Genomic DNA, 23803 nt, shown 5'->3' with positions numbered 1-23803 from the left:
TTTTTCTATTGTTATTGTATAAATTAGTTTCCAAAATTATATCGCAGAGTAAATCCAGACCTTATAGTGGTTTGTGGAAAGGCCGTAGATATTGCATATTCTGAGAATGCGTAATCAAAATAAAATATAGCAGTCAAATTGCTGCTAAAAGCATAATCAGCCGCGTATTTTAAACTCCATATTGTTTGGCCAGCACTCACTTGATTATTGTCTAAATCCAAATATCTTATTATTGTCTTGTTATTCCGTACAGACAAATCGGCTTTCATATTCAAATCACTCTTTATGATTTTTCGAGGTCCCGCCAATTTCGACCTGATACGTAGATCTTTTATGCGGTAACCTAATCCGAAAATATATTCATACCCCTGGATTTCTGTTAACAAGTTATTGTCAAAGCTCATGGATAAGCTTCGGTCTTTTTTGATTTCTGTAGATAGCTTAATGGAGTTTTTCATTTCGAAATCCACTTTTATTAGGGGGCTAAATTGTTCAACCAAATTAACATTACTAAACAGGGTCTTAACTTTGAAATTGCCAGACTGATCTAAAACATTTGAATTTTGAGAGGCATAATCCAAATTAGGATCAGCAGCTTTGTAATCTAAATTCGTACGGAACTGGTTTATTGTATAAGAAGATCTATAGCCATGCGTAATGGAAAATCGCCTGAAACGTTTTTTAAACCATTTATTTTTCATGAACCCTGTGTATTTCAAAGTCCAATTCGGAATTGGGATGTCGCGGAACGCATCTAGGCTAATTTTATTCGCTTTTTTTCCAGAATAAGCCGACAAGAATGCAGGCAACAAAACAGACTGGCTGTTTTTACCAAAACCTAAGGGGTATCCCTCAGCATCCGTAGCATAAGCTGTGTTGCCGTAAAAATCCTCAGCCAATCTATTGGCAATCACCAATCTGTTGTTTTTGAAATCTTCAAAAGGAGCGGAATTGAATTCATCGCTTTGACTAAAGGCTGTTCGAATCAACGCTGTTGATATATTAAAATTCCCAAATGTATTTTGAATTAGTGAATTATAGGTGTTGCTTAAACCATCACCATTTGTGTCGGAGGTATTAAAGTTTTCTGTAAAGTTTGTAGCATAAGTTTTACCCCCTGTAAAATCGATTTTTAAGTCTGATATAGGCTCGGTATTTATGGCATAATCTAAGTTTTCATTATGTGTTTCTGAATATTGCTGATTAAATTGATCGAATGTTGTAAGCCAGCCGTTCTGAGCAGCAACAATACGAACATCCCGCTGACTCCCTAAAGTGTAGCCCAATGTAGGCTTCATGGTCCCAACAAATCCAGGCGTTGGTAAATAGCCAGGCAAATAAGAACTGTTGCTTTCAGAATAGTTGACTTGCATTCTATTGATAGACGTCAGTAATCCTAGCCCAAAGTCTTTGATGTTAAATTTCTTTTTTGATGCAGTTCGTCCAGAATTGGTGCTGGAGCTGTTCCGAACACGTGATGGGCGCGAAGATCTAGAAGTTTTTAATCCCAAATAGCGGTAAAACTTACGCATATCAAAAGAGGTATTGAGATTGTGCTGATTTGCATTAGATATCGAATTTCCTAAATCATAAGTCTGCCCATTTATGTTGAGTTGACCGAAGAGGTCTGATCCCTTGGTCCAGAGAAAATCTCCTGTGTACGAATAATTTGCAGTCAAGAAACTCAATGTTGGAATTTTGTAAAGCGGTAATTCATAATTTATTCCCAATTGTTGCGAATGCCGGTTTGGGTCCCCAAAGTCGAAAAAACGGTCCCATACTCCTAAGCTTGGGTCCTGATCTCCGTTCAAATCATCATTTATAAAATAGTTCCGAACAATGTGATTGTTAGAGGATGTGAAATTAAGACTTAAGGCATTTGTGAGCTGATAGTTTAAAGTATATTCCAGATCAAAAGTGTAGTTTCTTCGGATCAACTCATCCACCGTAATATTACTTGCTCCTAGATCAGCATCTCTAAACTTTTGACTATTGAATTGACGAATAATATCGGAATTGATCGTCAGGTTTGACGGCAATAAGTTAAGATTAAAATCTTTAATAATTTTCCAGTATTTTCCAGTAAATAAAGAATCATTTTTCTTAAATGGTTCAAAATTTAATGGTTGGAAACTATAGGCGTAATTTGCCCCAACGCGAACATTCTGATCAAGAGAGTTTTCAATTTCAAAATCACGATGTTTCATTTCATTGTATGAGTAGTTGAGTGTTAAGTTTTCAACGTCGTAAATTCTAGGTTTTGCATCTCCGGTCCGTTGTTTTTTAACCCCAATAAAGTTGATGCTTTTGCGCTTAGTGTAATCCTCTGACTGCATTCGAATTCGATCTCGCTCTTCATTTGTTTCGGCGGCATCTAAGCGGTTTTGAAGCTTTAAATCTTTGTACTGTTGATCATATTCAGGAGTAATTAAAGTTTCACTTTGTCCGTAATTGAATGGAATTTGAAGCCCCCATTTTTTGGGTAATAATTGGCCAACATTCATGTTGGTTACAAAATCGTATTGTTTTAAATCTTCCCTACTGCGCTCATTTGGTCCTTGATCGATGTTTCCAAAGCCCGTGGTGCTTCGTTTTGCAGTGGCATTGACATTCATGAAATCTGCAATGTTACTATCCATACTCATAATGGCTGCCCAGCCACCTTCATTGTCCATATCAGCAATGCGCAATTCATTAAACCATACCTCAGCGCATTGGTCGGCAGAACCAATATTTTTTACCCCCACCATAAGCGAGCGGATATCGCCAAAGTTTGGGTTTCCTTTAATTGCAATACGTTGCTCATAAGGCGCTTCAGATTGGGTGGAGTTAATACCAAGAGAAAATGGAGTAAACTCCCCAACAGCTGTCTCTTGCAATTCCCCGTCAATTATATCATAAAATGTAGGGTCTTCATTTACTAAAGTTCCTTGACTAATCCCCAATGCTTTAATTTTTTCTAAAAATTCCAAAGGGATGTTGAGTTCGTTGTATTCAGGCCAGACTTCAGATTCAGAGGCGCCAGTCGCACCAGATGATTTTCTAAGCGGCAATTCTAATTGATAATAATTTTGTGTAAAATCATTACCCATACGCACAAAAGCAACTAATTGGCCTTGTTCAAAACTATCCGCTTCACCATCCTCCGCGTGGATAAACATCTTAAGTTTTTTGTACTGGCGCATATCGACATTGATGTTCTTAAAAACAGCTCTTGAGTCCTGAGGCTCCAATTCACAAACATCAACTACAAGAGACTGCTCATTTTGACGTACAATAGTGTTGTTGTTATTAAGCTGCTCGCGTTGAACATTTGGTGGTGAAACATAACTGCCATCGTTTTCTTGAATGCCAACTATTCCGACACTAAAGTCTGTTGGTTCCAAAGCAGTAGCAGCATCTGAATCATTGTCCAAAGACTGTAAAAATCGTCGCCAGTCGCTTCGCACCAAATCAAAAGTACCAAACCTCAACACTGTTGTTTCTGTAAATTCTTTAAGATAAATCCTTGTAAAGCGGATCGATCTAAAATCTGATATTCCTCCTACAGCATTGGTGAATTCAGTAAGTGGAATTCTAAACTGATACCAATTGATGTCCCCCGACTGAGAACCATTTGGAAGCGTGATATTTGTAATCGATTTTCGGTCAACAATGTATGGGCTATTTGGGTTATTTAGTGCCGAAGATGTGATGTCTAATTCGTATTCGTAATAACTATCAATGGTATTCATTGTGTTATCTCTATTGATATCTTCCACATCGGGTTGTGTGGTAGATCCTCTGTTAGTTTCAGTAAATATATCTGGTGAGTTTCCTTCAAGCCCATTGTATCGCTTGTAACGTTCAAAAATATCACCACTTGAGTTTAAGTAATAGGCATAATTATCATTTGCAGGATCGGCAAGATTCGAAAACGAAGTAAATCGAGCATCTGTAGTATTTCGCTCTTCAGTATCATCATAACCGTCAAGCCCAACATCTTGATTGTTACGCTCCTGCCCTTGAGTCGAAAAAGCATAAATCAAGGACTGATTTTGAGGAGATACAGTCCCCCAAACAGAGGAAGGCAGCAAACTTACATCACCATCACTAGGCAACCCATTTTCGTATTGCTTTTTCCCGTCCTTAATAACGTCCTCAGAAATATTCCCTAAGTTAAGAACCAATTTACCTCCAGGATTTGACGGATTATTTAAAAAGGGATCCATCAACCAAAACTCAACATATTCTACATTAGCTTGTTCAAAATCAGTAGAGGTTAATTGTCTTGAAATTCCAGCCCAACTGTTCTGTGGGTTATCTAAAATGCCGTCTTCAGCGCCTTGTTGGTAATTGTATGGCCCACGCTCGCTGGGCCTATAAACCAAATCTAAAGAGTTAATTACCGTATATTGACCTGTTACCAAATCAATTTCTGGAAATAGCTCATCAATAAAAATACGTCGTGTGTAAAGGTCTGAAACATCGTCATCTGAAATTTCTCCGGGGCGTTGGGAACTATAGAAAATTGGGTCTATAGTATACCAATTCAAAAGAGCTCTGTCAAAACCATTTTGATAACCGTTGTCATCTTCGTTTCCTTGTGCATATAACCGTCCTAATCCTTTTGGTCGACTTGACAAAAACCAAGATTGTGGTGTGAGTAAACTAATCCCATTTTGGGTGCCTTCAAAATCGTCAATATAAGAAGTTACCTCATTATTAAAATCAGTGCCTTTAGGTGCGCCTGGCTTTAAGTAAGCAAATTCTCCGCGCAGTGATAAATTAGAAGTTGCGTCAGTGTCAATATTTGGAAGTTTATTTGCCATTCGCGTCATAAAGGGCAGTTCTGTAGAATAGTTTCCATTAAAGCCTATAACCGTGTTGTTGATCGGCTCGGTACCGTAATTTGCTTTCTGAGTTATTGGGCGTTCATTTAAATTTAAAAGTGTTGCCCCTAATACGAAATTTTCATTGAATTGGTGTTCTACGTTAAACCCTGTAAAACGTCTTGTTTGTTGCCCAAAAACAGAATTATTTTCAACAGAGACTTGAATTGGCGTATTGGACGACTGAAGGGATGGGTCTAATATTTGAACCGTTCCTATTTGATAATTCACGGTGTAGTCGACCCCTTCAACCAACACACGCCCCCCTGCAGTGACTTTAACCGAGCCTCTTGGGACATTAAATGCTCCGATAGGAATCCCAGAGCCTCCACTAGATTTGTAACGTCCTCGAATTTGAAACTTATTTTTCTCGCTATCTTGAAGGGCCGCTGTTTTTGTACTCGTATATAAAGATCTATATACATATTTGGCCTGATTCGCATTGTACGCCCCAGGAAGCGTTTCGTCAGCCTGGTAGTTTTCGGAAGGATCCAACCTTAAAGTTTCAAATAAATAAGCACCAAAAGGCTCCGCTTTAGTGAAAATAATTTTTCCATTTTGTGGAATCACTGTTATCCCAGGTACAAAATCGAAAAAACCGTCCCCATTGTTCTGCGGATCATTATTAAAATTCAGTCGGTCAAAATTAAAAAGGCGAATCAATGGGATATCGTTGATAGGGTCTTGATTAGCAACCGGAGTGGGGAATGGTGTTCCATCTACAGGTGTAATGAAATTTAAGGATGAGGTTTCATTATAAAAAATATTTAACTTAAAGTCTTCTTGGGACAATTGGTATGCGCCAGTGTCATAGACGTTTTTCATCATCAAATCCCAAATAGGTAGGTCTACATTGGTCACTGCGCTTTTTAGCATTTTAAGGACAAGACTTTGGTTGTTCACAATCTCATTCCCCGTGTTTAAATCAGTGCTAACTTCAGTAGCATTCAAACCATCATTAGCAAACTCACCAACTTGATAAACTTCGCCTCCAACGGTAAACTGAAAAGCGACAGCCAAGACCTCATCGTTTTGAAGGCGTTGGTTAAGTGAAATATAACCCAGCTGTGTATTGACCCTGTACTCATTTCCTTCAATTAATTTTCTTGCATTTTCCAGTTTTCCGTAGTCAAACCCTTCATTGACTCCTGATGTTAAAAATCCAGATTGTGCAGTTGCTATATCTCGAACGGATTCTGTAAGTTGTGATCCTGGTTCGCCAATAGTGTTAGGGTCAAAGTCATTATTTGCATTGTCTGGATATGCATTAGGTCCAACATTGATAAAATCAACTGGCGGGACAGTTAACCCAATTCTTGAGGATTCTCCTAAGTCTTGGAGAGCTAAAATATTACGAACATTTTGTGTCTGGTTAGTTCTGTTAGTTACCCAAACTTCTATTCTTGTGATTTGAACTTGAGAGTTTATAAACGGATAATTTTCAAGAGCTTCATCGTAATGGTCTCTAAAATATTGAGCTAAAAAGAAATGTCTGTTTTCATCGTAATCCAATCCAAAAAAATCAAACTCTTGAAGTGCGCCTCCTCCTTGAGCTACAATACTTCGTGTTTCGGATTGCTGTTCTGAGAATACCCCCGTAACTGTTGTTTTACCAAATTGTAACTGTGCCTTAACCCCAAACAAACTCTGAGCGCCTCTTATAAGTGAACTGTTGAGCGGCATGCTTACATTACCAACCTCAAGCTTCTTCAAAATTGTATCCTCATTGCCGCTATAAGATTTACCGTTATTGGTTTTATTTTTTAAATCAGATGCCTTAGCTACTCCTCCACCAATTGTATTATTTTTAGAGAGCTCTTCTGCTGCTGCTGCAGTTGGGTCAAATTCAATTTTAAATAAATTTTGAAAATCAAAGGTTGATTGAGTATCATAATTCGCATTGACCTGTAGTCGAGTCCCAACCTTCCCCATCAAGCTAAGGCTAATACGTTGATCAAAATCAAAAGTAAAATTACTTTGATTTCTTGGTGAAAAAGCGGGGTTTTCTTGTTTAGTATACATTACCCCAAGATCCATTTCAACAGATCCCTGAGGAACAACTGAAATGACATTTCCGCCAAAAATTGTTTCGAAAACTTTGGAATTCACGTACAAATCTGGAATTAAATTCCTCTTGGCAGCTTCTGATCCTTCCTTTTTGCCATCAAAAGCATCTAGCTTCTCCTTGTAATAACTTTTCAAATTCTCCCTTTGAACCAAGGCTTGAAATTCTTGGGGTGTGAGAATTACTGGAAATTTTATATTGAAATCACCAACTTTTGAGGTGTAGTAATAGCGGTCTGTAATCGGATCATAAGTGTATTTAGAGACAACACTACTGGGGTCTGGTGTACTAAGATCTCTAAATGAAAATGTGGTCGACGTAGAATCACGAACAACAGGGGTATGTTGTGCCCATAAAACACTACTTAAGCTGAGAAAAGTTAAAACAGCGTAGCTGTTGAGATTTATTTTAAGATTGAAAATTTTCAATATTTTTATAAATTTTTTAGAGCCTCTTTGATGATTATTTCTACAGTAGCGTTGGGCTGTTGCGCTATAATTTTCGCAACAACTCTGTCCGATTGCTTTTTAGCAAATCCCAAGACCTCCAGTGCTGATAACGCTTCATCTTTATTTGTATTGTTTGAAAGAGCAACAGTTTCGTCAATATCGTAAATTTTAAGGACTTTATCTTTTAGATCAATGATAACACGCTGGGCTGTTTTAAGACCAATCCCCTTGACCGATTGAATCAATGCGACGTCCTCGGTGGCAATCCCTTCACGTACTTGTTTGGGCGTCAATGAAGACAACATAGTTCGTGCTGTATTTGTTCCAATCCCACTGACAGAGATTAGAAGTCTAAATATTTCACGCTCAGCTGATGTTGCAAAACCATACAATTGATGTGCGTCTTCTTTAACCTGAAAATGGGTGAGTAACTTAACATGCTCATCGTTTGTTAGCTGTGAAAATGTATGAAGTGAAATGTGAATAAAATAGCCTATTCCGTTACAATCAACCACAACATTTGTTGGAGATTTTTCAACTAACTTTCCACTTATGTGAGTGATCATGTTACAAAACTTAGAATTTCAAATGTACTAAAATTATAGTATATTCTGAGAAGAAATTAGAAGGACTTAAAATCACTTCTTTTCTTTTTGTTGTGCATCAATCACTGCTACCGCCGTCATATTGACAATTTCATCTACGCTAGCGCCAAATTGTATAATATGGACTGGTTTTCTTAGCCCCATCATAATAGGCCCTATTGACTCCGCCTTGTTGAGTTCTTTCAACAATTTATATGTGATGTTTGCCGATTCTAAATTGGGGAATATAAGTGCATTTACTTTTTTATTGGCGAGTTTTGAAAACGGAAAATTAGCTCTCAGCATATCGCTATTAAGCGCAAAATCTGTCTGGAGTTCACCATCGACCGACAAGTCAGGATGACGACGGTGTAAATAAGAAACTGCTTCGCGAACCTTGGTCGCTGTCTGGTCTTTAGATGAGCCAAAATTAGAATATGAAAGCATCGCCATCACAGGTGTAATTCCAAACATTTTCATAACCCCTGAAGTCATTTGAGTAATTTTGATTAAATCATGAGCAGTTGGGTTAATATTGATTGCGGTGTCGCTCAAAAATAATGGTCCTCTGCGCGTAATCATAACATTGGTGGTTGCAATACGGGTTGATCCTGGTGCTAATCCGATCAAATCTAGCATTGGTTTTACAATTGATGGATAGCTTCTTGAATAGCCCGTTATTAACGCATCGGCGTCTCCTTCATTAACCATCATTGCTGCATAATAATTTCGCTCGCGCATGAGTTTCTGAGCTGACAAAAGCGTTTGACCACTGCGTTCTTGTTGTTTCCAAAACACCTCACCATACTTGTTCTTCTGTTCGATATGATCTTCGTCTTTTGGATCTATAATTGGTACATCTGCTTCAAATTCAAGCTGTTCTTTAAGCCGTTCTATTTGCTTTTTATTGCCCAAAAGAATAGGATGTGCAATTCCTTCTTCATACACAATTTGTGCTGCTTTCAACACATCCAATTGATCAGCTTCTGCAAAAACAACACGTTTAGGGTTTAGTCGTGCTCTATTGAACAATAAGCGAACAATTTTGTTATCCGCGCCCATTCGATCCAATAAGGTTTCTTCGTACTTTTCCCAATCTTGAATAGGAAATTGGGCTACACCACTATCCATTGCAGCCTTGGCTACAGCAGGGGGGATTTTGGCAATCAATCTAGGATCAAAAGGTTTAGGAATAATATAATCACTTCCAAAAGTTAGACGAGTTTCTCCGTAGGCTATATTAACCTGCTCAGGTACTGGCTCTTTGGCCAATTCTGCCAAGGCAACTACAGCAGCCTTTTTCATAGCTTCATTGATGGTGGTGGCGCGAACATCTAGCGCGCCTCTAAATATAAACGGGAATCCAAGAACATTGTTGACTTGATTCGGTGTATCACTTCTTCCTGTAGCCATAATTATATCCTCTCTTGTTTTTATAGCTAAGTCATAAGTGATTTCTGGATCAGGATTAGCCATAGCAAAAACAATAGGATTTTTGGCCATAGAATTTAGCATTTTAGGTGTGACAATATCGGATGTAGAAAGACCAATAAATACATCGGCATTATGCATTGCATCGCCCAAAGTATCTATCTTTTTAGTCGTTGCAAATTCAGCTTTTTGAGAAGTAAGTGAAGGGCGATCTTGACGAATAACCCCTTTGCTGTCGAGCATAACGATATTTTCGCGCTTGGCACCAAAAGACATGTATAATCTGGTGCAAGAAATCGCTGCAGCTCCCGCGCCACTGACTACAATCTGAACATCTTCAATTTGTTTTTCTGCCAACTCTAAAGCATTAATTAAAGCTGCAGCAGAGATAATAGCAGTGCCATGTTGGTCGTCATGCATCACTGGAATATTCAATTCTTCTTTGAGACGTTTTTCAATTTCAAAAGCCTCAGGAGCTTTTATATCTTCAAGATTTATCCCTCCAAAAGTGGGTGCAATATTTTTAACTGTGTTGATGAATTCATCAATATTTTCCGTATCAACTTCAATGTCAAAAACATCAATATCAGCAAAAATTTTAAACAAAAGGCCTTTGCCCTCCATAACAGGTTTAGACGCTTCTGGGCCAATATTCCCAAGACCTAAAACTGCTGTTCCATTTGAAATAACTGCAACTAAATTTCCTTTAGACGTATATTTATAAGCTTCAGCTGGATTCTGTTGAATTTCCAGACAAGGCGCTGCAACTCCAGGAGAATACGCAAGAGCTAAATCACGCTGGGTGGCATACTTTTTAGTAGGAACTACTTGAATTTTCCCAGGGTTTGGCTTGGCATGATAAGCTAAAGCTTCTAAGTCGTGTCTTGTGCGTTTTGACATAAAATAAATTTAAAGGGTTAAAGATACAAAGTTAGACGCAATTGACTCATAAAAATATAGATTGCTTACTGGTTTAGAAATCTTATATTCCGTGTAAGTCCGCTATATTTGGTGCGTTTTACTGCAGAATTTTTAAAGACTTTATTGAATGTTTCTTGTGTAATTTCTTCCCAATCTTTTTTGGTCATAGAAAGCAATTCTGGCTTGGGGTTAAAAAGAGGTTCATTGTGTTGTTTAGAGAAACGATTCCATGGGCAAACATCCTGACACACATCACATCCAAACATCCAGTTATCTAGTTTACCCCCCATTTCTGTTGGAATATTTTCTTTTAATTCGATGGTAAAATACGAAATACACTTGCTGCCATCCACTTTGTAAGGCTCAGTGATTGCATCTGTTGGGCAGGCATCAATACAAGCAGTGCAGCTTCCACAATGATCGGTCACAGCATGATCTGGCTCTAATTCCAAATCAATAATAAGTTCAGCAATAAAGTAAAAAGAGCCCACTTTTTGGGTCAACATATTACTGTGTTTCCCAATCCAGCCCAAGCCAGATTTTTTAGCCCAAGCTTTTTCCAAAATTGGAGCAGAATCAACAAAAGCACGGCCGTGAACATCTCCAATCTCTTCTTTTATAAATTCTAAAAGTTGATTCAGCTTATTTTTTATAACATAATGATAATCCATACCATAAGCATAGGTGCTTATTTTTGGGGCTTCTGAATCGTGTTGAAGCTGCTCCGAAAAATAATTGTACGTAAGCGAAACCACACTCTTTGACCCCTCAACTAATAGTGTGGGATCCAAACGCTTATCAAAGTGGTTTTCCATGTATTGCATTTTTCCATGCTTATTTTGGTTTAACCAAGACTCTAATTTAGGGGCCTCTTCTTCTAAGAATTCAGCCTTACTGACGCCACAAGATAAAAAACCGAGGCGTTTTGCTTCGGTTTTAATAAGGTTAGTGTACTGTGTCTTTTTTGACATGGTCTAAAACAGTCCTGTTTGATAATCTCCTTTTTGACGACCAAGGTGCTTATAGGCAAGTTCAGTAACTTCTCTTCCTCTTGGTGTACGCATGATAAATCCTTGTTGAATCAAGAAGGGCTCATAAACCTCTTCAATGGTTTCTGGGCTTTCACTAACCGCCGTGGCAATAGTAGTTATTCCAACTGGACCGCCTTTAAACTTATCAATTATTGTTGTCAAAATTTTATTGTCCATGTCGTCTAATCCATGGGCATCAACATTGAGTGCCTTAAGGCCAAATTTTGCTATTTCAATGTCTATTTTTCCATTGCCTTTAATTTGAGCAAAATCTCTAACTCGTCTTAGTAATGCGTTTGCAATTCTAGGTGTACCTCGACTACGCCCAGCAATTTCAATGGCTGCTTCAAAGCTAATTGGTACGTTCAGGATTTGGGCACTTCGCTGAAGAATTGTTGAAAGAAGCTCAGTAGAGTAATATTCTAAGCGACTGCTGATGCCAAAACGAGCACGCATTGGCGCTGTCAGTAAGCCAGATCTGGTGGTAGCACCTATCAAGGTAAATGGATTTAAATTAATTTGAACAGTGCGGGCATTTGGTCCCGATTCGATCATGATGTCAATTTTATAATCCTCCATAGCGGAATATAAATACTCTTCAACTATAGGGCTCAACCGATGAATTTCATCAATGAACAATACATCTCGATCTTCTAGGTTAGTAAGTAAGCCTGCTAAGTCTCCTGGTTTGTCCAAAACAGGCCCTGAAGTAACCTTGATACCCACACCTAGTTCATTTGCTAAGATGTGAGCAAGAGTAGTTTTTCCTAACCCTGGAGGTCCGTGAAAAAGAGTGTGGTCCAGTGCTTCATCTCGTTCTACTGCAGCCTTTACAAATATCTGTAAATTTTCAAGTACTTGTTCCTGTCCCGAAAAATCGGAAAAAGTTAATGGCCTCAACGCTTTTTCGATATCGTGTTCCTCAGATGATAAATTCTCGTCTGATGGGTCAAGGTGTTCATTCATAATAACAAATATAAAGAAAAAGCCTTTCTCGTGTAAGAAAGGCTTTCTAAATATATTAGTAAGTAACTAACAATTAGTGTTGTAGTTCTTCTTCTCCTTTTTTAAGAGGAATATTTTGAGGTACGAAATCTTCATCATGTCCTGGTTTACTGTAGTCATAAGCCCAACGATGAACATGTGGGATTTCACCTTCCCAGTTGCCATGGAAATGCTCAATAGGAGCAGTCCATTCTAGAGTGTTGGATCGCCAAGGGTTCTTCACTGTTTTCTTTCCATAGAACATGCTGTGTATGAAATTATATAAAAACACCAATTGTACCAATCCTGCTACTAAAGCAAAAATTGTAATCAAAATCTGTACGTTTTGAGTATCATCAAAAAGCGGAAAGTTACTGTTTGTATAGTATCGTCTTGGAAGACCTGCCATTCCTATAAAATGCATTGGGAAAAATACACCATAGGCACAAACTGCAGTTACCCAAAAATGAATATATCCCAAATTTTTATTAAGCATACGTCCAAACATTTTTGGGAACCAATGATATACCCCAGCAAAAAGACCATACAATGCAGAAATACCCATTACCAAATGGAAGTGAGCTACTACAAAATAAGTGTCGTGAACATTGATGTCTAAAGCACTGTCGCCAAGAATAATTCCTGTTAGTCCACCTGTTATGAATGTTGATACCAGACCAATTGAAAAAAGCATTGCTGGATTCAACTGGAGATTTCCTTTCCAAAGAGTGGTTATGTAATTAAATGCTTTTACTGCCGATGGGATGGCAATAAGTAATGTTGTAAAAGTAAAGACTGAACCTAAAAATGGATTCATCCCTGAGATGAACATGTGATGACCCCAGACTATTGTTGATAAAAATGCAATTGCAATAATTGATGCTACCATCGCTCTGTATCCAAAAATTGGTTTACGTGCATTTGTTGCAATCACTTCAGAAGTAATCCCTAAAGCAGGAAGTAATACAATATAAACTTCTGGATGCCCAAGGAACCAAAATAAATGCTCAAATAAGACAGGTGATCCTCCTTGATAATGCAGCACCTCACCTTGAATAAAAATATCCGACAGGAAGAAAGAGGTTCCAAAACTTCGGTCCATGATAAGCAACAATGCTGCTGATAACAAAACGGGGAAAGAAACCACACCAATGACGGCAGTGATAAAGAACGCCCAAATGGTTAGAGGCAGTCTTGTCATTGACATTCCTTTAGTTCTAAGGTTCAAAACAGTAACAATATAGTTTAGTGACCCAAGAAGTGAAGAGGCAATAAAAATAGCCATCGAAACAAGCCACAAAGTCATCCCTGCACCTGAGCCACCTTGAGCCAATGGCAGTGCACTTAAGGGTGGGTATACAGTCCATCCAGCAGCGGCAGGTCCAGTTTCGACAAAGAAAGAAATAACCATAATAACACTAGATAGAAAAAATAGCCAGTAAGAAACCATATTTAAAAACCCTGAGGCCATGTCTCTTGCGCCTATCTGCAATGGAATCAATAGGTTACTAAAAGTTCCACTAAGCCCTGCGGTTAAAACAAAAAAGACCATAATAGTACCGTGAATTGTAACTAAAGCCAAATAAATATCGGCATCCATTACTCCGCCTGGCGCCCACTTTCCAAGTAAAGCTTCGAAAATTGCATTCGGTTTTTCTGGCCAAGCAATTTGCATACGCATCAATAAAGACATCAAAATCCCAATAATTCCCATAATGATCCCGGTGATCAAGTATTGTTTTGCAATCATTTTATGATCTTGACTAAAAATATACTTTGTCACAAAGGTTTCTTTGTGGTGGTGTCCGTGATCGTCTTCGTGTGTATGGTTATCTACATGTGCTGACATAATCTTTTGGTGTTGCTTATTAGTAAATTAGTTTTGAACTAATGAGTTTTTAAATTGTTTTTGCTCGCTGATCCATTCATTGTACTCCTCTTCCGTTTCAACAATGATTTTCATTTGCATGTTGTAATGCGACTTCCCGCAAATTTTATTACACAACAATAGATAATCAAATTCGTAACGGTCAAGTGGTTCTTCGCCTTTAGCTTGAAGTTTTTTACTATTCTCATTTCGAATTTTATTAATGTTTTTTACCTTTTGATAAATATCTGGATTCAGACGCATCTCTGCAGTAGTTACAGTGGGTGTAAAAGCAAATTGAGTAATCATTCCAGGTACACAATTCATTTGAGCTCTGAAATGTGGCATGTACGCAGAGTGTAACACATCTTGAGAACGCATTTTGAATAACACTGGCCGTCCTACAGGCAAGTGAAGCTCAGTAGTGATGATATCGTCTTGAGCATTGGGGTCAGATTCATCTAATCCTAAAATATTAGCATTGTCTAGATTTATCAAACGTACATTCGCCATTCCAAGGACATTATCTGCCCCTGCATAACGTGCTTTCCAGTTAAATTGCTGGGCATATAGTTCAACCACAAGTGGGTCATCGTCCTCATTAACGTTCATAATATCGTTCCATGTAAATAGTCCATACATGATAAGTCCTGCTAGCACTATCACTGGAATAATAGTCCATATAAATTCCAGCTTATCATTATCAGCATAAAAAAGGGCCTTTCTGCCTTTTTCTCCCTTGTACTTAAATGCAAAATAGTGCAGTAAAAACTGGGTAATTGTCTGTACAATAAAAATAACAACCATAGAAATAACCATTAATCGGTCGATTTCTGGTCCGTGTTCTGAAGCAGAATTAGATACAAGAGGTAAATCACCCCAAAGCGCAAATGATATTATTGTAATAAAATAAATGAATCCTAAAAATGCCAACATAAGGTATGCATTTACAGAATTATCTTTGTCGTTAGCTACTTGAGATGTGTCTCGATTAGCTTGTGCTAAATCAAATATCTTGACCATTTGCCATATCGCGATGGTGATTCCTAGTAAAATTAATATTGTTAATAAGCCAGTCATTGTACTATACTATCTTTAAAAAATTAATAATGAAACTGTTCGCTTTCCTTAATAAATGGATTGCCTTTTGGCAATAATGGAGCTTTTGAAAGGGCGTAAAATACGACCAATAGAAACAATCCAAGGAAAAATAAAACGGCACTGATTTCCGGCACACCAATAAACCAACGGTCACCAACAGTAGCGGGCATAATCATATTGAATACATCTATATAATGCCCAAACAAAATCACAATCCCTGCCATAACAATAAACCATGGCACACGCTTGTAGTCACTGTTCATAAGCACCAAGAATGGAAAAATGAAATTTAGGATTAGCATACCAAAAAATGGAAGTTTGTAATCTTCAATCCTTGTGATAAAATAAGTTACTTCTTCTGGAATGTTAGCATACCAAATCAACATGAATTGGGAGAACCATAAATAGGTCCAAAATACACTTATAGCAAACATGAACTTTGCCAAGTCATGCAAGTGACTATCGTTTACAAATTCCATAAGGCCCTTTGCCTTTAAATAAATTGTAATGAGTGCGATTACTGTAATTCCACTAACAAACATACTTGCGAAAACATACCACCCAAACAATGTGCTGAACCAGTGTGGATCAACACTCATAATCCAATCCCAAGACATCATGGATTCTGTGTATATATAGAACACAAGAAACGCTGCTGAAATTCTAAAATTTTTCTTGAAGTTGCTGTTATCATTCACATCAGCCAAATCTTGTGCTAATGAGAATTTTCTGGAAAAATAACGGTACAAACTCCATCCTGTAATAAATATTAAACCTCTAATAGCAAACCATGTTTTGTTGAGCCAACCCGATTTTCCTTGAATAAGTTCATCATGGGCAACAACCTCTGGATCCATCCATATAAAAAGATGATCTCCAGCCCAAAGACCAATACCCAAAACGATAAGCGCACCAGGCAATAGATAATAAGTAATGGCTTCCATGACTCTAAAAAGTACTGGTGACCACCCTGCTTGAGCTGCATACTGAATTCCGTAAAATGCAAGAACACCAAGAGAAATCATCATAAAGAAAAACGCTGCTACATACAATGCAGCATAAGGCCTATTGTGCATTTGATGCAAAACATGTTCGGCGTGCTCATCGCCGTGGTGGGCTTCTTCTTGGTGGTGATCATCTTCAATAGATGCATGAATCATTGCTGCATGAGCCTTAGCATCATCATGAGCCTCAGCACTATCATGAGTCTCAGAAGAGCCATGGTGTGCATCTTCTTCAGCCAAGAGTAACTTAACATCTTCCAAGCTAAGGTGATGAGATGAATTATAGCTCGAAATCCATCCAATTGCTCCAACAATGATTAGAACAAGAGATGTAATTTTTAATCTTTTTGAAAACGTGTACATGTTTTATTTATGTTTTACTTTTCTTTATTTTAATAATTTTGCTCTTAACGACTCTACATACGCTGTAACCTGCCAACGTTCTTCTTCGTTAATCAAATTTGCGTATGAGCCCATTGAATTTTTACCATAATATATAACATGGTATATACTTCCTGCTGTTATCGCACGATCTGCATAACTTGGTACTCCTAATATTTTTTCACGCTTTACCAATTTTCCTTGGCCAGCTCCTTTATTCCCATGACAAATTCCACAGTAAATATCATAGAGCTCCTTACCCCTTTTAGTGTCAATTTCAGACACTTCTAAAGGGGATTTTAAGGTTTTCAATGCGGTTTCGTAACCCTCGTTGGTGTTTTCATAATCATATAGCGAATATCCTCTGGCAATAGTCCCTTCAACAGGTATTAATGCTTCTTGGCTATTTGGAAAAACCTCGTATTCACCATAAGCTTCGTAGCCAACGGGCGCATACATGTTTGGGAAAAATTGATAGTTCGGTCTGCTGTTGTCTTGGCAAGACCAAAGAGTTGAACCAATCAATACTAGAATGAATATTTTGGATACACTTTTCATAGGTCTAATGTGCTTCTTTTTCAATAACATGCACTTCTACTGCACCTGTTTTGGTTAATAGCGTTTTTAATTGTTTCTCATTGTCATGAACAGAGATTTCCATCAAAAAGTGGTCATCTGTTGTTCTCGGATCTGGATTTTCAGCATTTTTGAATGGCCACATTCGACTTCTTAAATAAAATGTAATTACCATTAAATGCGCTGCAAAAAATACAGTAAGCTCAAACATAATCGGCACGAAGGCTGGCATATTTTCAATATAACTGAAACTTGGTTTACCGCCAATGTTTTGTGGCCAATCCTCAATCATAATAAAATTCATCATGGTGATGGCAACGGTGAGCCCCACACAACCATACATAAATGCTGCAATGGCAATACGAGTTGGGGCAAGCCCCATAGCCTTATCTAATCCGTGAACTGGAAAGGGGGTGTAAACTTCTTCGATGTGGTGCTTTGCTGCCTTTACAGTTTTCACTGCAGACATCAATACATCATCGTCTGTATACAAGGCATGAATAACTTTTGATGCTCCCATACTTAGTCTTTTTTCTTTTTAGGTTTTCTTGTCGCTTTTGGCTTTTTGGATGTACGGTCGTCTGAACCTGTCCCAACCAAACTATCTCCAGCTTCTCTAATATTTTTATAACGCTGACCAGAAGACTTCAAAATTGTTTTTACCTCTGCTTGAGCAATCACTGGGAAAGTTCTTGAATAAAGTAAAAATAACACAAAGAAGAAACCAATGGTTCCAATAAAAATTCCAATATCTACAAACGTTGGCGAAAACATAGTCCATGAGGATGGCAAATAATCTCTGTGCAACGATGTAACAATAATTACAAAACGCTCAAACCACATTCCTATATTCACTACAATAGAAATGGCAAATGAAAACATGATGCTAGTTCTTAATTTCTTAAACCACATAAATTGTGGAGAGAATACATTACAAGACATCATTGCCCAATATGCCCACCAATAGGGACCTGTAGCTCTATTTAAGAATGCATATTGCTCGTATTCTACTCCAGAATACCATGCAATAAACAACTCAGTGATGTATGCTACACCTACAATTGACCCTGTAATCATGATTACAATGTTCATCAATTCGATGTGTTGTACTGTGATATAATCTTCAAGATTACACACTTTTCTCATAATTATAAGAAGTGTATTTACCATTGCAAATCCAGAGAAAATAGCACCCGCCACAAAATATGGAGGAAAAATAGTGGTGTGCCATCCTGGAATTACAGATGTGGCAAAGTCAAAAGATACAATAGTGTGAACTGAAAGGACAAGTGGTGTGGCCAATCCCGCTAGGACCAAGGATACTTCTTCAAAGCGTTGCCAATCTTTTGCTCTTCCTGACCATCCGAAACTCAATAAAGAATAAATTTTCTTTTGAAAAGGACGAACGGCACGATCGCGAATCATTGCAAAATCAGGTAATAATCCAGTCCACCAGAATACTAATGAAACCGATAGGTATGTGGAAATCGCAAATACATCCCATAATAAAGGAGAATTAAAATTCACCCATAGTGAGCCAAATTGATTTGGAATAGGCAATACCCAATAAGCCAACCAAGGACGGCCCATGTGAATGATTGGAAATAATCCTGCCTGAATTACAGAAAATATCGTCATGGCTTCAGCTGATCTATTAATCGCCATACGCCATTTTTGTCTAAATAAAAGAAGTACTGCAGAAATAAGTGTTCCAGCATGTCCAATACCTACCCACCAGACAAAGTTAGTAATATCCCATGCCCAACCAACAGTTTTATTTAATCCCCAGGTTCCTATTCCTGTAGATATTGTATAAATCATGCACCCAAGACCCCAGCCAAAAGCGGCTAAGGCTATAGAGAACACAATCCACCACTGTTTATTTGCTTTTCCTTCTACTGGTGCAACTACATCAAGAGTGACATCGTGGTATGATTTTTCACCTGTTACGAGTGGTCTTCTTATCGGTGCTTCGTAATGAGACGCCATAGTTTAATTTTATTTCTTTGTTAGTTATGCTTCTTTCGTGTTTCTTACTTTTACTTGATAGACTACATTCGGTTTTGTGCCAACATGCTCTAACAGATGATAAGCCCGCTCATCATCTTTAAGTTTTGTAACCTCATCTTTTTTATTGTTGATGTCACCAAAAACAATAGCGCCACTATCACAAGCCGATGAACAAGCCGTTTTAAAGCCATTCACATCTACTGGTCTACCGTCACGTTTGGCATCCAAAATTGTTTTTTGTGTCATTTGTATACACATCGAACATTTTTCCATGACCCCTCTCGAACGTACCGTTACATCAGGATTGATGACCATACGCCCTAAGTCGTTATTCATGTGATAATCAAATTCATCATTCCCATTATATAGGAACCAATTGAATCGACGTACTTTATAAGGGCAGTTGTTTGCACAATAACGCGTCCCAACACAACGGTTGTACGCCATGTGGTTTTGTCCTTGTCTTCCGTGTGAACTTGCCGCAACTGGACAAACTGTTTCACATGGTGCATGATTACAGTGTTGGCACATGATTGGCTGGAAGGCTACTTGAGGGTTTTCGGATGGTAATTCCATTTCACCAAAAGTACTTAGCGAACTTCCTAATCCTGCTATATTATCTTTTGTCTGGTTATCCCCTTCAAAGGTCTCATCAGAAGAGTAATAGCGGTCAATTCTCAACCAGTGCATATCACGGCTTCTTCTGATTTCTTCTTTTCCTACAACAGGAACGTTGTTTTCGGCATGACATGCTATCACACATGCACCACAACCCGTACAAGAATTTAAATCTATAGAAAGATTGAAGTGATGCCCAATGGAACGATCAAACTCATCCCAAAGATCGACATCTGGAGAACTCACTGGAGTTTCAATGTGATTTAAAGAAACTACCGCTGTTGGGTTCCATTGCTCTGCATCTTTAGTGTTGAAAATTTCTAAAGTGGTTTCCTTTATAATATCTCCACGCCCCATCAATGTATTGTGTAATTGTACACAAGCAAATTCGTGTTTCCCTGCTGCAGCTTCTATAGAAACTGAAGGAGTGGAATTAAAATTTTGATAAAGTGGATAGGCATTTACTCCTGTTTGCATTTCTTCTTTCAGTCCAGCGCTACGGCCATACCCAAAAGATAGTCCGACAGTTCCTCTTGCTTGTCCTGGTTGAATTATCACAGGTGCTTTAACGGTTACTCCATTGACGGTTACATCAGCATAGGTTCCATTCAAGCCTCCATTAGCATCGTTCGTGTTTTCAAAACCTAACTCCTTTGCATCTGCTGCAGATACAGTTAGATAGTTATCCCATGTTGTACGGGTTAATGGATCTGGAAATTCTTGTAGCCAAGGGTTGTTGGCTTGTTGTCCATCACCCATCCCTGTTTTTGGATAAAGAGTTAACTCAAAAGATGCAGACTTCACTTTTGCTAAAGCACTGACCGCAACAGACGCATCAATTGATTTGACTGAGACAGCTGTGGTGTCAACAGTTGCAGAGCTAGAAGCAGTAAAAACGCCATCGTGAAGTGCGTTATTAAATGATTCGCCTTTTAGAATGTCCGAAATCCAAAATGATTTTGTGTATTCATTATATGATTTTGTGCTTCCGCTGAGAACCAGAAGAACATCTTGAAATTGTTTGGTGTCGAACAATGGACGAATTGTTGGCTGTATAAGCCCATATTGGCCTGATTTAGTTTCTAAATCACCCCAAGATTCGAGATAGTGAGGTGCCGCAGCTACAAATTCAGAAGCAGATGCAGTTTCGTCGTTTTTCATGGAAAAAGTCACCGATAATTCAGTCTTTTTTAGTCCTTCAATAAAGGCTGCTGCATTTGGTAAAGTATATGCTGGATTTACACCAGCCATTATTACTGCACCAACTTTTCCTGAATTCATATCAGCTACAAGTTTTGCAACGGCAGCATCATTCCCTTGACGCGTTAAAATTGTGGTCTTTGGGTCGAATGCTTTACTGTTTAAAAATGCATTAATTCCCAAAACTAAACTTTGAGCATACAAATCTTGAATTCCTGTAAGAACAACAGCATTAGATCCTGCTTTCAACACTTCACGTGCAGCGGCATCTACTGCAGATTCAATTCCCGCAGGCAAGGTTACATTTACAGAAGTTCCTGTAAGTTTTCCATAAAGTCTTGCTAGTGCACGTTTTTGCTGAGATGGTTTTAGTGGTACTCGTTTATCCGCATTTGCTCCAGAAAGTGTCATATTCGACTCAAACTGTATATGACGAGACATACTTCCATTTTGTGGTACGCGTCCTTTAGCGTAGGCTGCATCAAATCCACCACCTTGCCAATCTCCAAGAAAATCTGCTCCTATAGAAACAATTGTTTTTGCTTTCGAAAAATCATAGTTTGCTAATCCCCTTCGGCCATACTTAGCTTGGTATGCGTCTGCAGCTGCAGATTCGGAGATAGCATCGTAAACTACATGAGCGGTATTCGCGAAGCTGTCTTGAAAATCTGAAATTAGTTTAGATGTACTTGGACTAGCAAAAGTTTGAGTCAACAAAACCACTTGTTTCCCCGTATCTTTAAGTGCCTCAAGTTTTTGTCCTAATTCATTGTAAAAAGCGTCCCAAGTTATCGCTTCCCCACCTTTGGTAGGTCCTGCAACACGCTGATTATCGTACAAGTCCAGAACAGATGCCTGAACTCTTGCATTAATACTGCCATTAGCTTTTGCTAGTGAATTGGACTCCACCTTGATGGGTCTTCCTTCTCTTGTTTTAACCAGTAGGCTTGCAAAATCATACCCATTTGATATAGCAGTAGCATAATAATTTGCAACGCCTGGAATGATTTGCTCTGGTTGAACTACATAAGGGATAGACTTTATCACAGGCCCCTCGCAAGCAGCTAAGGAAGCTGCAGCGGTACTAAACCCAACGTATTTTAAGAAATCACGACGCGTTGTTTCAGAAGATTCCAAAGTGGGCTTGTCTCCTAGAAACTCATCCACAGGAATTTCCTCTACAAATTCTTTGTGTTTAAGCGTCTCAACGGCAGAGCTTTGGTTCGGGTTTAGCTCCTCAACACTTTTCCAGTATTTCTTGTTTGATGACATATATTATAGTGTTACTTAAATCTTTATTAATTGTTTAATAGTGGCATTTTCCACATTCCAATCCACCCATTTGGGCCGCTGTTAATTTATCAACGCCATATTTCTTTGATAGTGCTTCATGAATTTTTTCGTAGTAGCCATTGTCATTAACTTTTACGTTTGTTTCTCTATGACAATTGATGCACCAACCCATAGTCAGTGGTGAATATTGGTACATAACTTCCATCTCCTCAACAGGTCCGTGACATGTTTGACATTCTAAGCCCGCTACTGAAACGTGTTGCGAATGGTTAAAATAGGCAAAGTCTGGGAGGTTGTGAATTCTAACCCACTTAACAGGCTTGGTTTTACCTGTGTACTTCTGTTCTGCATCATTCCAACCAACAGCGTCGTAAAGCTTTTGGATTTCACCATCATAAAATTCTTTACTATACTCTTCTGTGGCCGTTGATGGCGCTACTTCATATATAGATTTGTGACAGTTCATACACACATTCAACGAGGGTATTCCAGAGTGCTTACTCACACGTGCTGAGGAATGGCAGTATTTACAATCAATACCATTGTCTCCTGCATGTATTTTGTGCGAATAATGAATAGGTTGAATAGGTTCGTAGCCTTGATCAATTCCCACTTGCATAAAGTATCCGTATACGAAATAAGCACTGGACAACAAAAAGAAGACTGCGGTGACCAGTAACAAAAATTGGTTTTTCAGAAATGCTTTCCAAAGTGATGGGCGCTTTACGGCTTCTTGAATCTTAACTTCATTTGCAACGGCAAACCTCCTTAGAGTTTTGTTAACTAAAAATAACCCAAGTGCAAGTAATGCAAAAAGGATTGCCAATGCTCCTAGGATGACATCTTTTGACAAACCTCCTTCTGTGGTTGAAGGGGCTGTTCCAGCGGTGGCTGTTACTGCAACAGGCACTGCTTTATCTTGTGCGGTGTAGGCGAGAATATTGGAAATATCTTCATCCGAAAACTGAGGAAAAGCAGTCATTGCGGCGCCATTGTACTCAGCATAAATTTTGTTGGCGTATGCGTCTCCTGATTTTATCACTGCAGCACTATTTCTAATCCATGCATTCAACCATTCGCGATCCAAACCTTCGTCTTCACTAAGTCGGTTTTCGACATAGCGAAGGGCTGGTCCTGTCATTTTTTTGTCCAGTTGATGACAGGCTGCACAATTAGCATTAAATAGCGACTTCCCTTTAACGGGGTCAGCGTCTTGTGCAAGTAGTGGTGAATAAAAAATAGATAAAAATAATAAGCTCAAAAGGATGAGTTTCGAGAGGGGCTGAAGGATGTTTTCCTGCTTCATATCAACGTTTGGAGTGGTTTCTAAACTTTGGCGCAATTTTTTCATGTAAATAAGATCAAAAATCTATTAACAAAAATTTATGCAAAAATAAGACATAAAGACGATTATTGA

The 23803-nt window shown here is 38.4% G+C and carries 13 protein-coding genes; all 13 read right to left on the bottom strand.

Annotated features, from left to right (window positions below; genetic code table 11):
* Positions 1–23: 23 nt before the first annotated feature.
* A complete protein-coding gene (gene sprA / locus FORMA_RS06635) occupies positions 24–7364 on the bottom strand; it encodes a T9SS outer membrane translocon Sov/SprA (protein WP_069674920.1) in 7341 nt (2446 codons plus the stop codon).
* 5 nt (positions 7365–7369) lie between these two features.
* Positions 7370–7951 (bottom strand): Holliday junction branch migration protein RuvA, encoded by a 582-nt coding sequence (gene ruvA / locus FORMA_RS06630; RefSeq protein ID WP_069674919.1) that lies wholly within the window; start codon positions 7949–7951, stop codon positions 7370–7372.
* Between the two features lie 72 nt (positions 7952–8023).
* Entirely contained in the window at positions 8024–10300 is a 2277-nt protein-coding gene (locus FORMA_RS06625) for an NADP-dependent malic enzyme (protein WP_069674918.1), read from the bottom strand.
* Positions 10301–10365: 65 nt separating this feature from the next.
* On the bottom strand, positions 10366–11292 hold the full coding sequence (gene queG, locus FORMA_RS06620; RefSeq protein WP_069674917.1) for a tRNA epoxyqueuosine(34) reductase QueG: 927 nt from the start codon (positions 11290–11292) through the stop codon (positions 10366–10368).
* 3 nt (positions 11293–11295) lie between these two features.
* Entirely contained in the window at positions 11296–12318 is a 1023-nt protein-coding gene (ruvB, locus tag FORMA_RS06615) for a Holliday junction branch migration DNA helicase RuvB (protein WP_069674916.1), read from the bottom strand.
* A 73-nt stretch (positions 12319–12391) separates the two neighbouring features.
* A complete protein-coding gene (locus FORMA_RS06610; RefSeq protein ID WP_069674915.1) occupies positions 12392–14185 on the bottom strand; it encodes a cytochrome c oxidase subunit I in 1794 nt (597 codons plus the stop codon).
* A 27-nt stretch (positions 14186–14212) separates the two neighbouring features.
* The gene (locus FORMA_RS06605; RefSeq protein WP_069674914.1) at positions 14213–15283 is read right to left on the bottom strand and encodes a cytochrome c oxidase subunit II; all 1071 of its coding nucleotides are present in this window, start codon (positions 15281–15283) and stop codon (positions 14213–14215) included.
* Positions 15284–15306: 23 nt separating this feature from the next.
* A complete protein-coding gene (locus tag FORMA_RS06600; RefSeq protein WP_069674913.1) occupies positions 15307–16671 on the bottom strand; it encodes a quinol:cytochrome C oxidoreductase in 1365 nt (454 codons plus the stop codon).
* 24 nt (positions 16672–16695) lie between these two features.
* A complete protein-coding gene (locus FORMA_RS06595) occupies positions 16696–17247 on the bottom strand; it encodes a c-type cytochrome (protein ID WP_069675472.1) in 552 nt (183 codons plus the stop codon).
* A 4-nt stretch (positions 17248–17251) separates the two neighbouring features.
* Positions 17252–17785: a DUF3341 domain-containing protein gene (locus FORMA_RS06590; protein WP_069674912.1), complete on the bottom strand. Its 534-nt coding sequence runs from the start codon at positions 17783–17785 to the stop codon at positions 17252–17254.
* 2 nt (positions 17786–17787) lie between these two features.
* Positions 17788–19254, bottom strand: a complete 1467-nt coding sequence (gene nrfD / locus FORMA_RS06585; RefSeq protein ID WP_069674911.1) for an NrfD/PsrC family molybdoenzyme membrane anchor subunit — start codon at positions 19252–19254, stop codon at positions 17788–17790.
* A gap of 24 nt (positions 19255–19278) precedes the next feature.
* Positions 19279–22365 carry a TAT-variant-translocated molybdopterin oxidoreductase gene (locus tag FORMA_RS06580; protein ID WP_069674910.1) on the bottom strand — a complete coding sequence of 1029 codons (3087 nt, stop codon included), beginning with the start codon at positions 22363–22365 and terminating at the stop codon, positions 19279–19281.
* Between the two features lie 34 nt (positions 22366–22399).
* Positions 22400–23692 carry a cytochrome c3 family protein gene (locus FORMA_RS06575; RefSeq protein WP_069675471.1) on the bottom strand — a complete coding sequence of 431 codons (1293 nt, stop codon included), beginning with the start codon at positions 23690–23692 and terminating at the stop codon, positions 22400–22402.
* Positions 23693–23803: the final 111 nt, after the last annotated feature.

The organism is Formosa sp. Hel3_A1_48 (genome assembly GCF_001735715.1).
Classification (GTDB): Bacteria; Bacteroidota; Bacteroidia; order Flavobacteriales; family Flavobacteriaceae; genus UBA3537.
The sequence above is the reverse complement of the archived record's forward strand: the minus strand, read 5'-3'. Positions and strand labels throughout refer to the sequence as shown.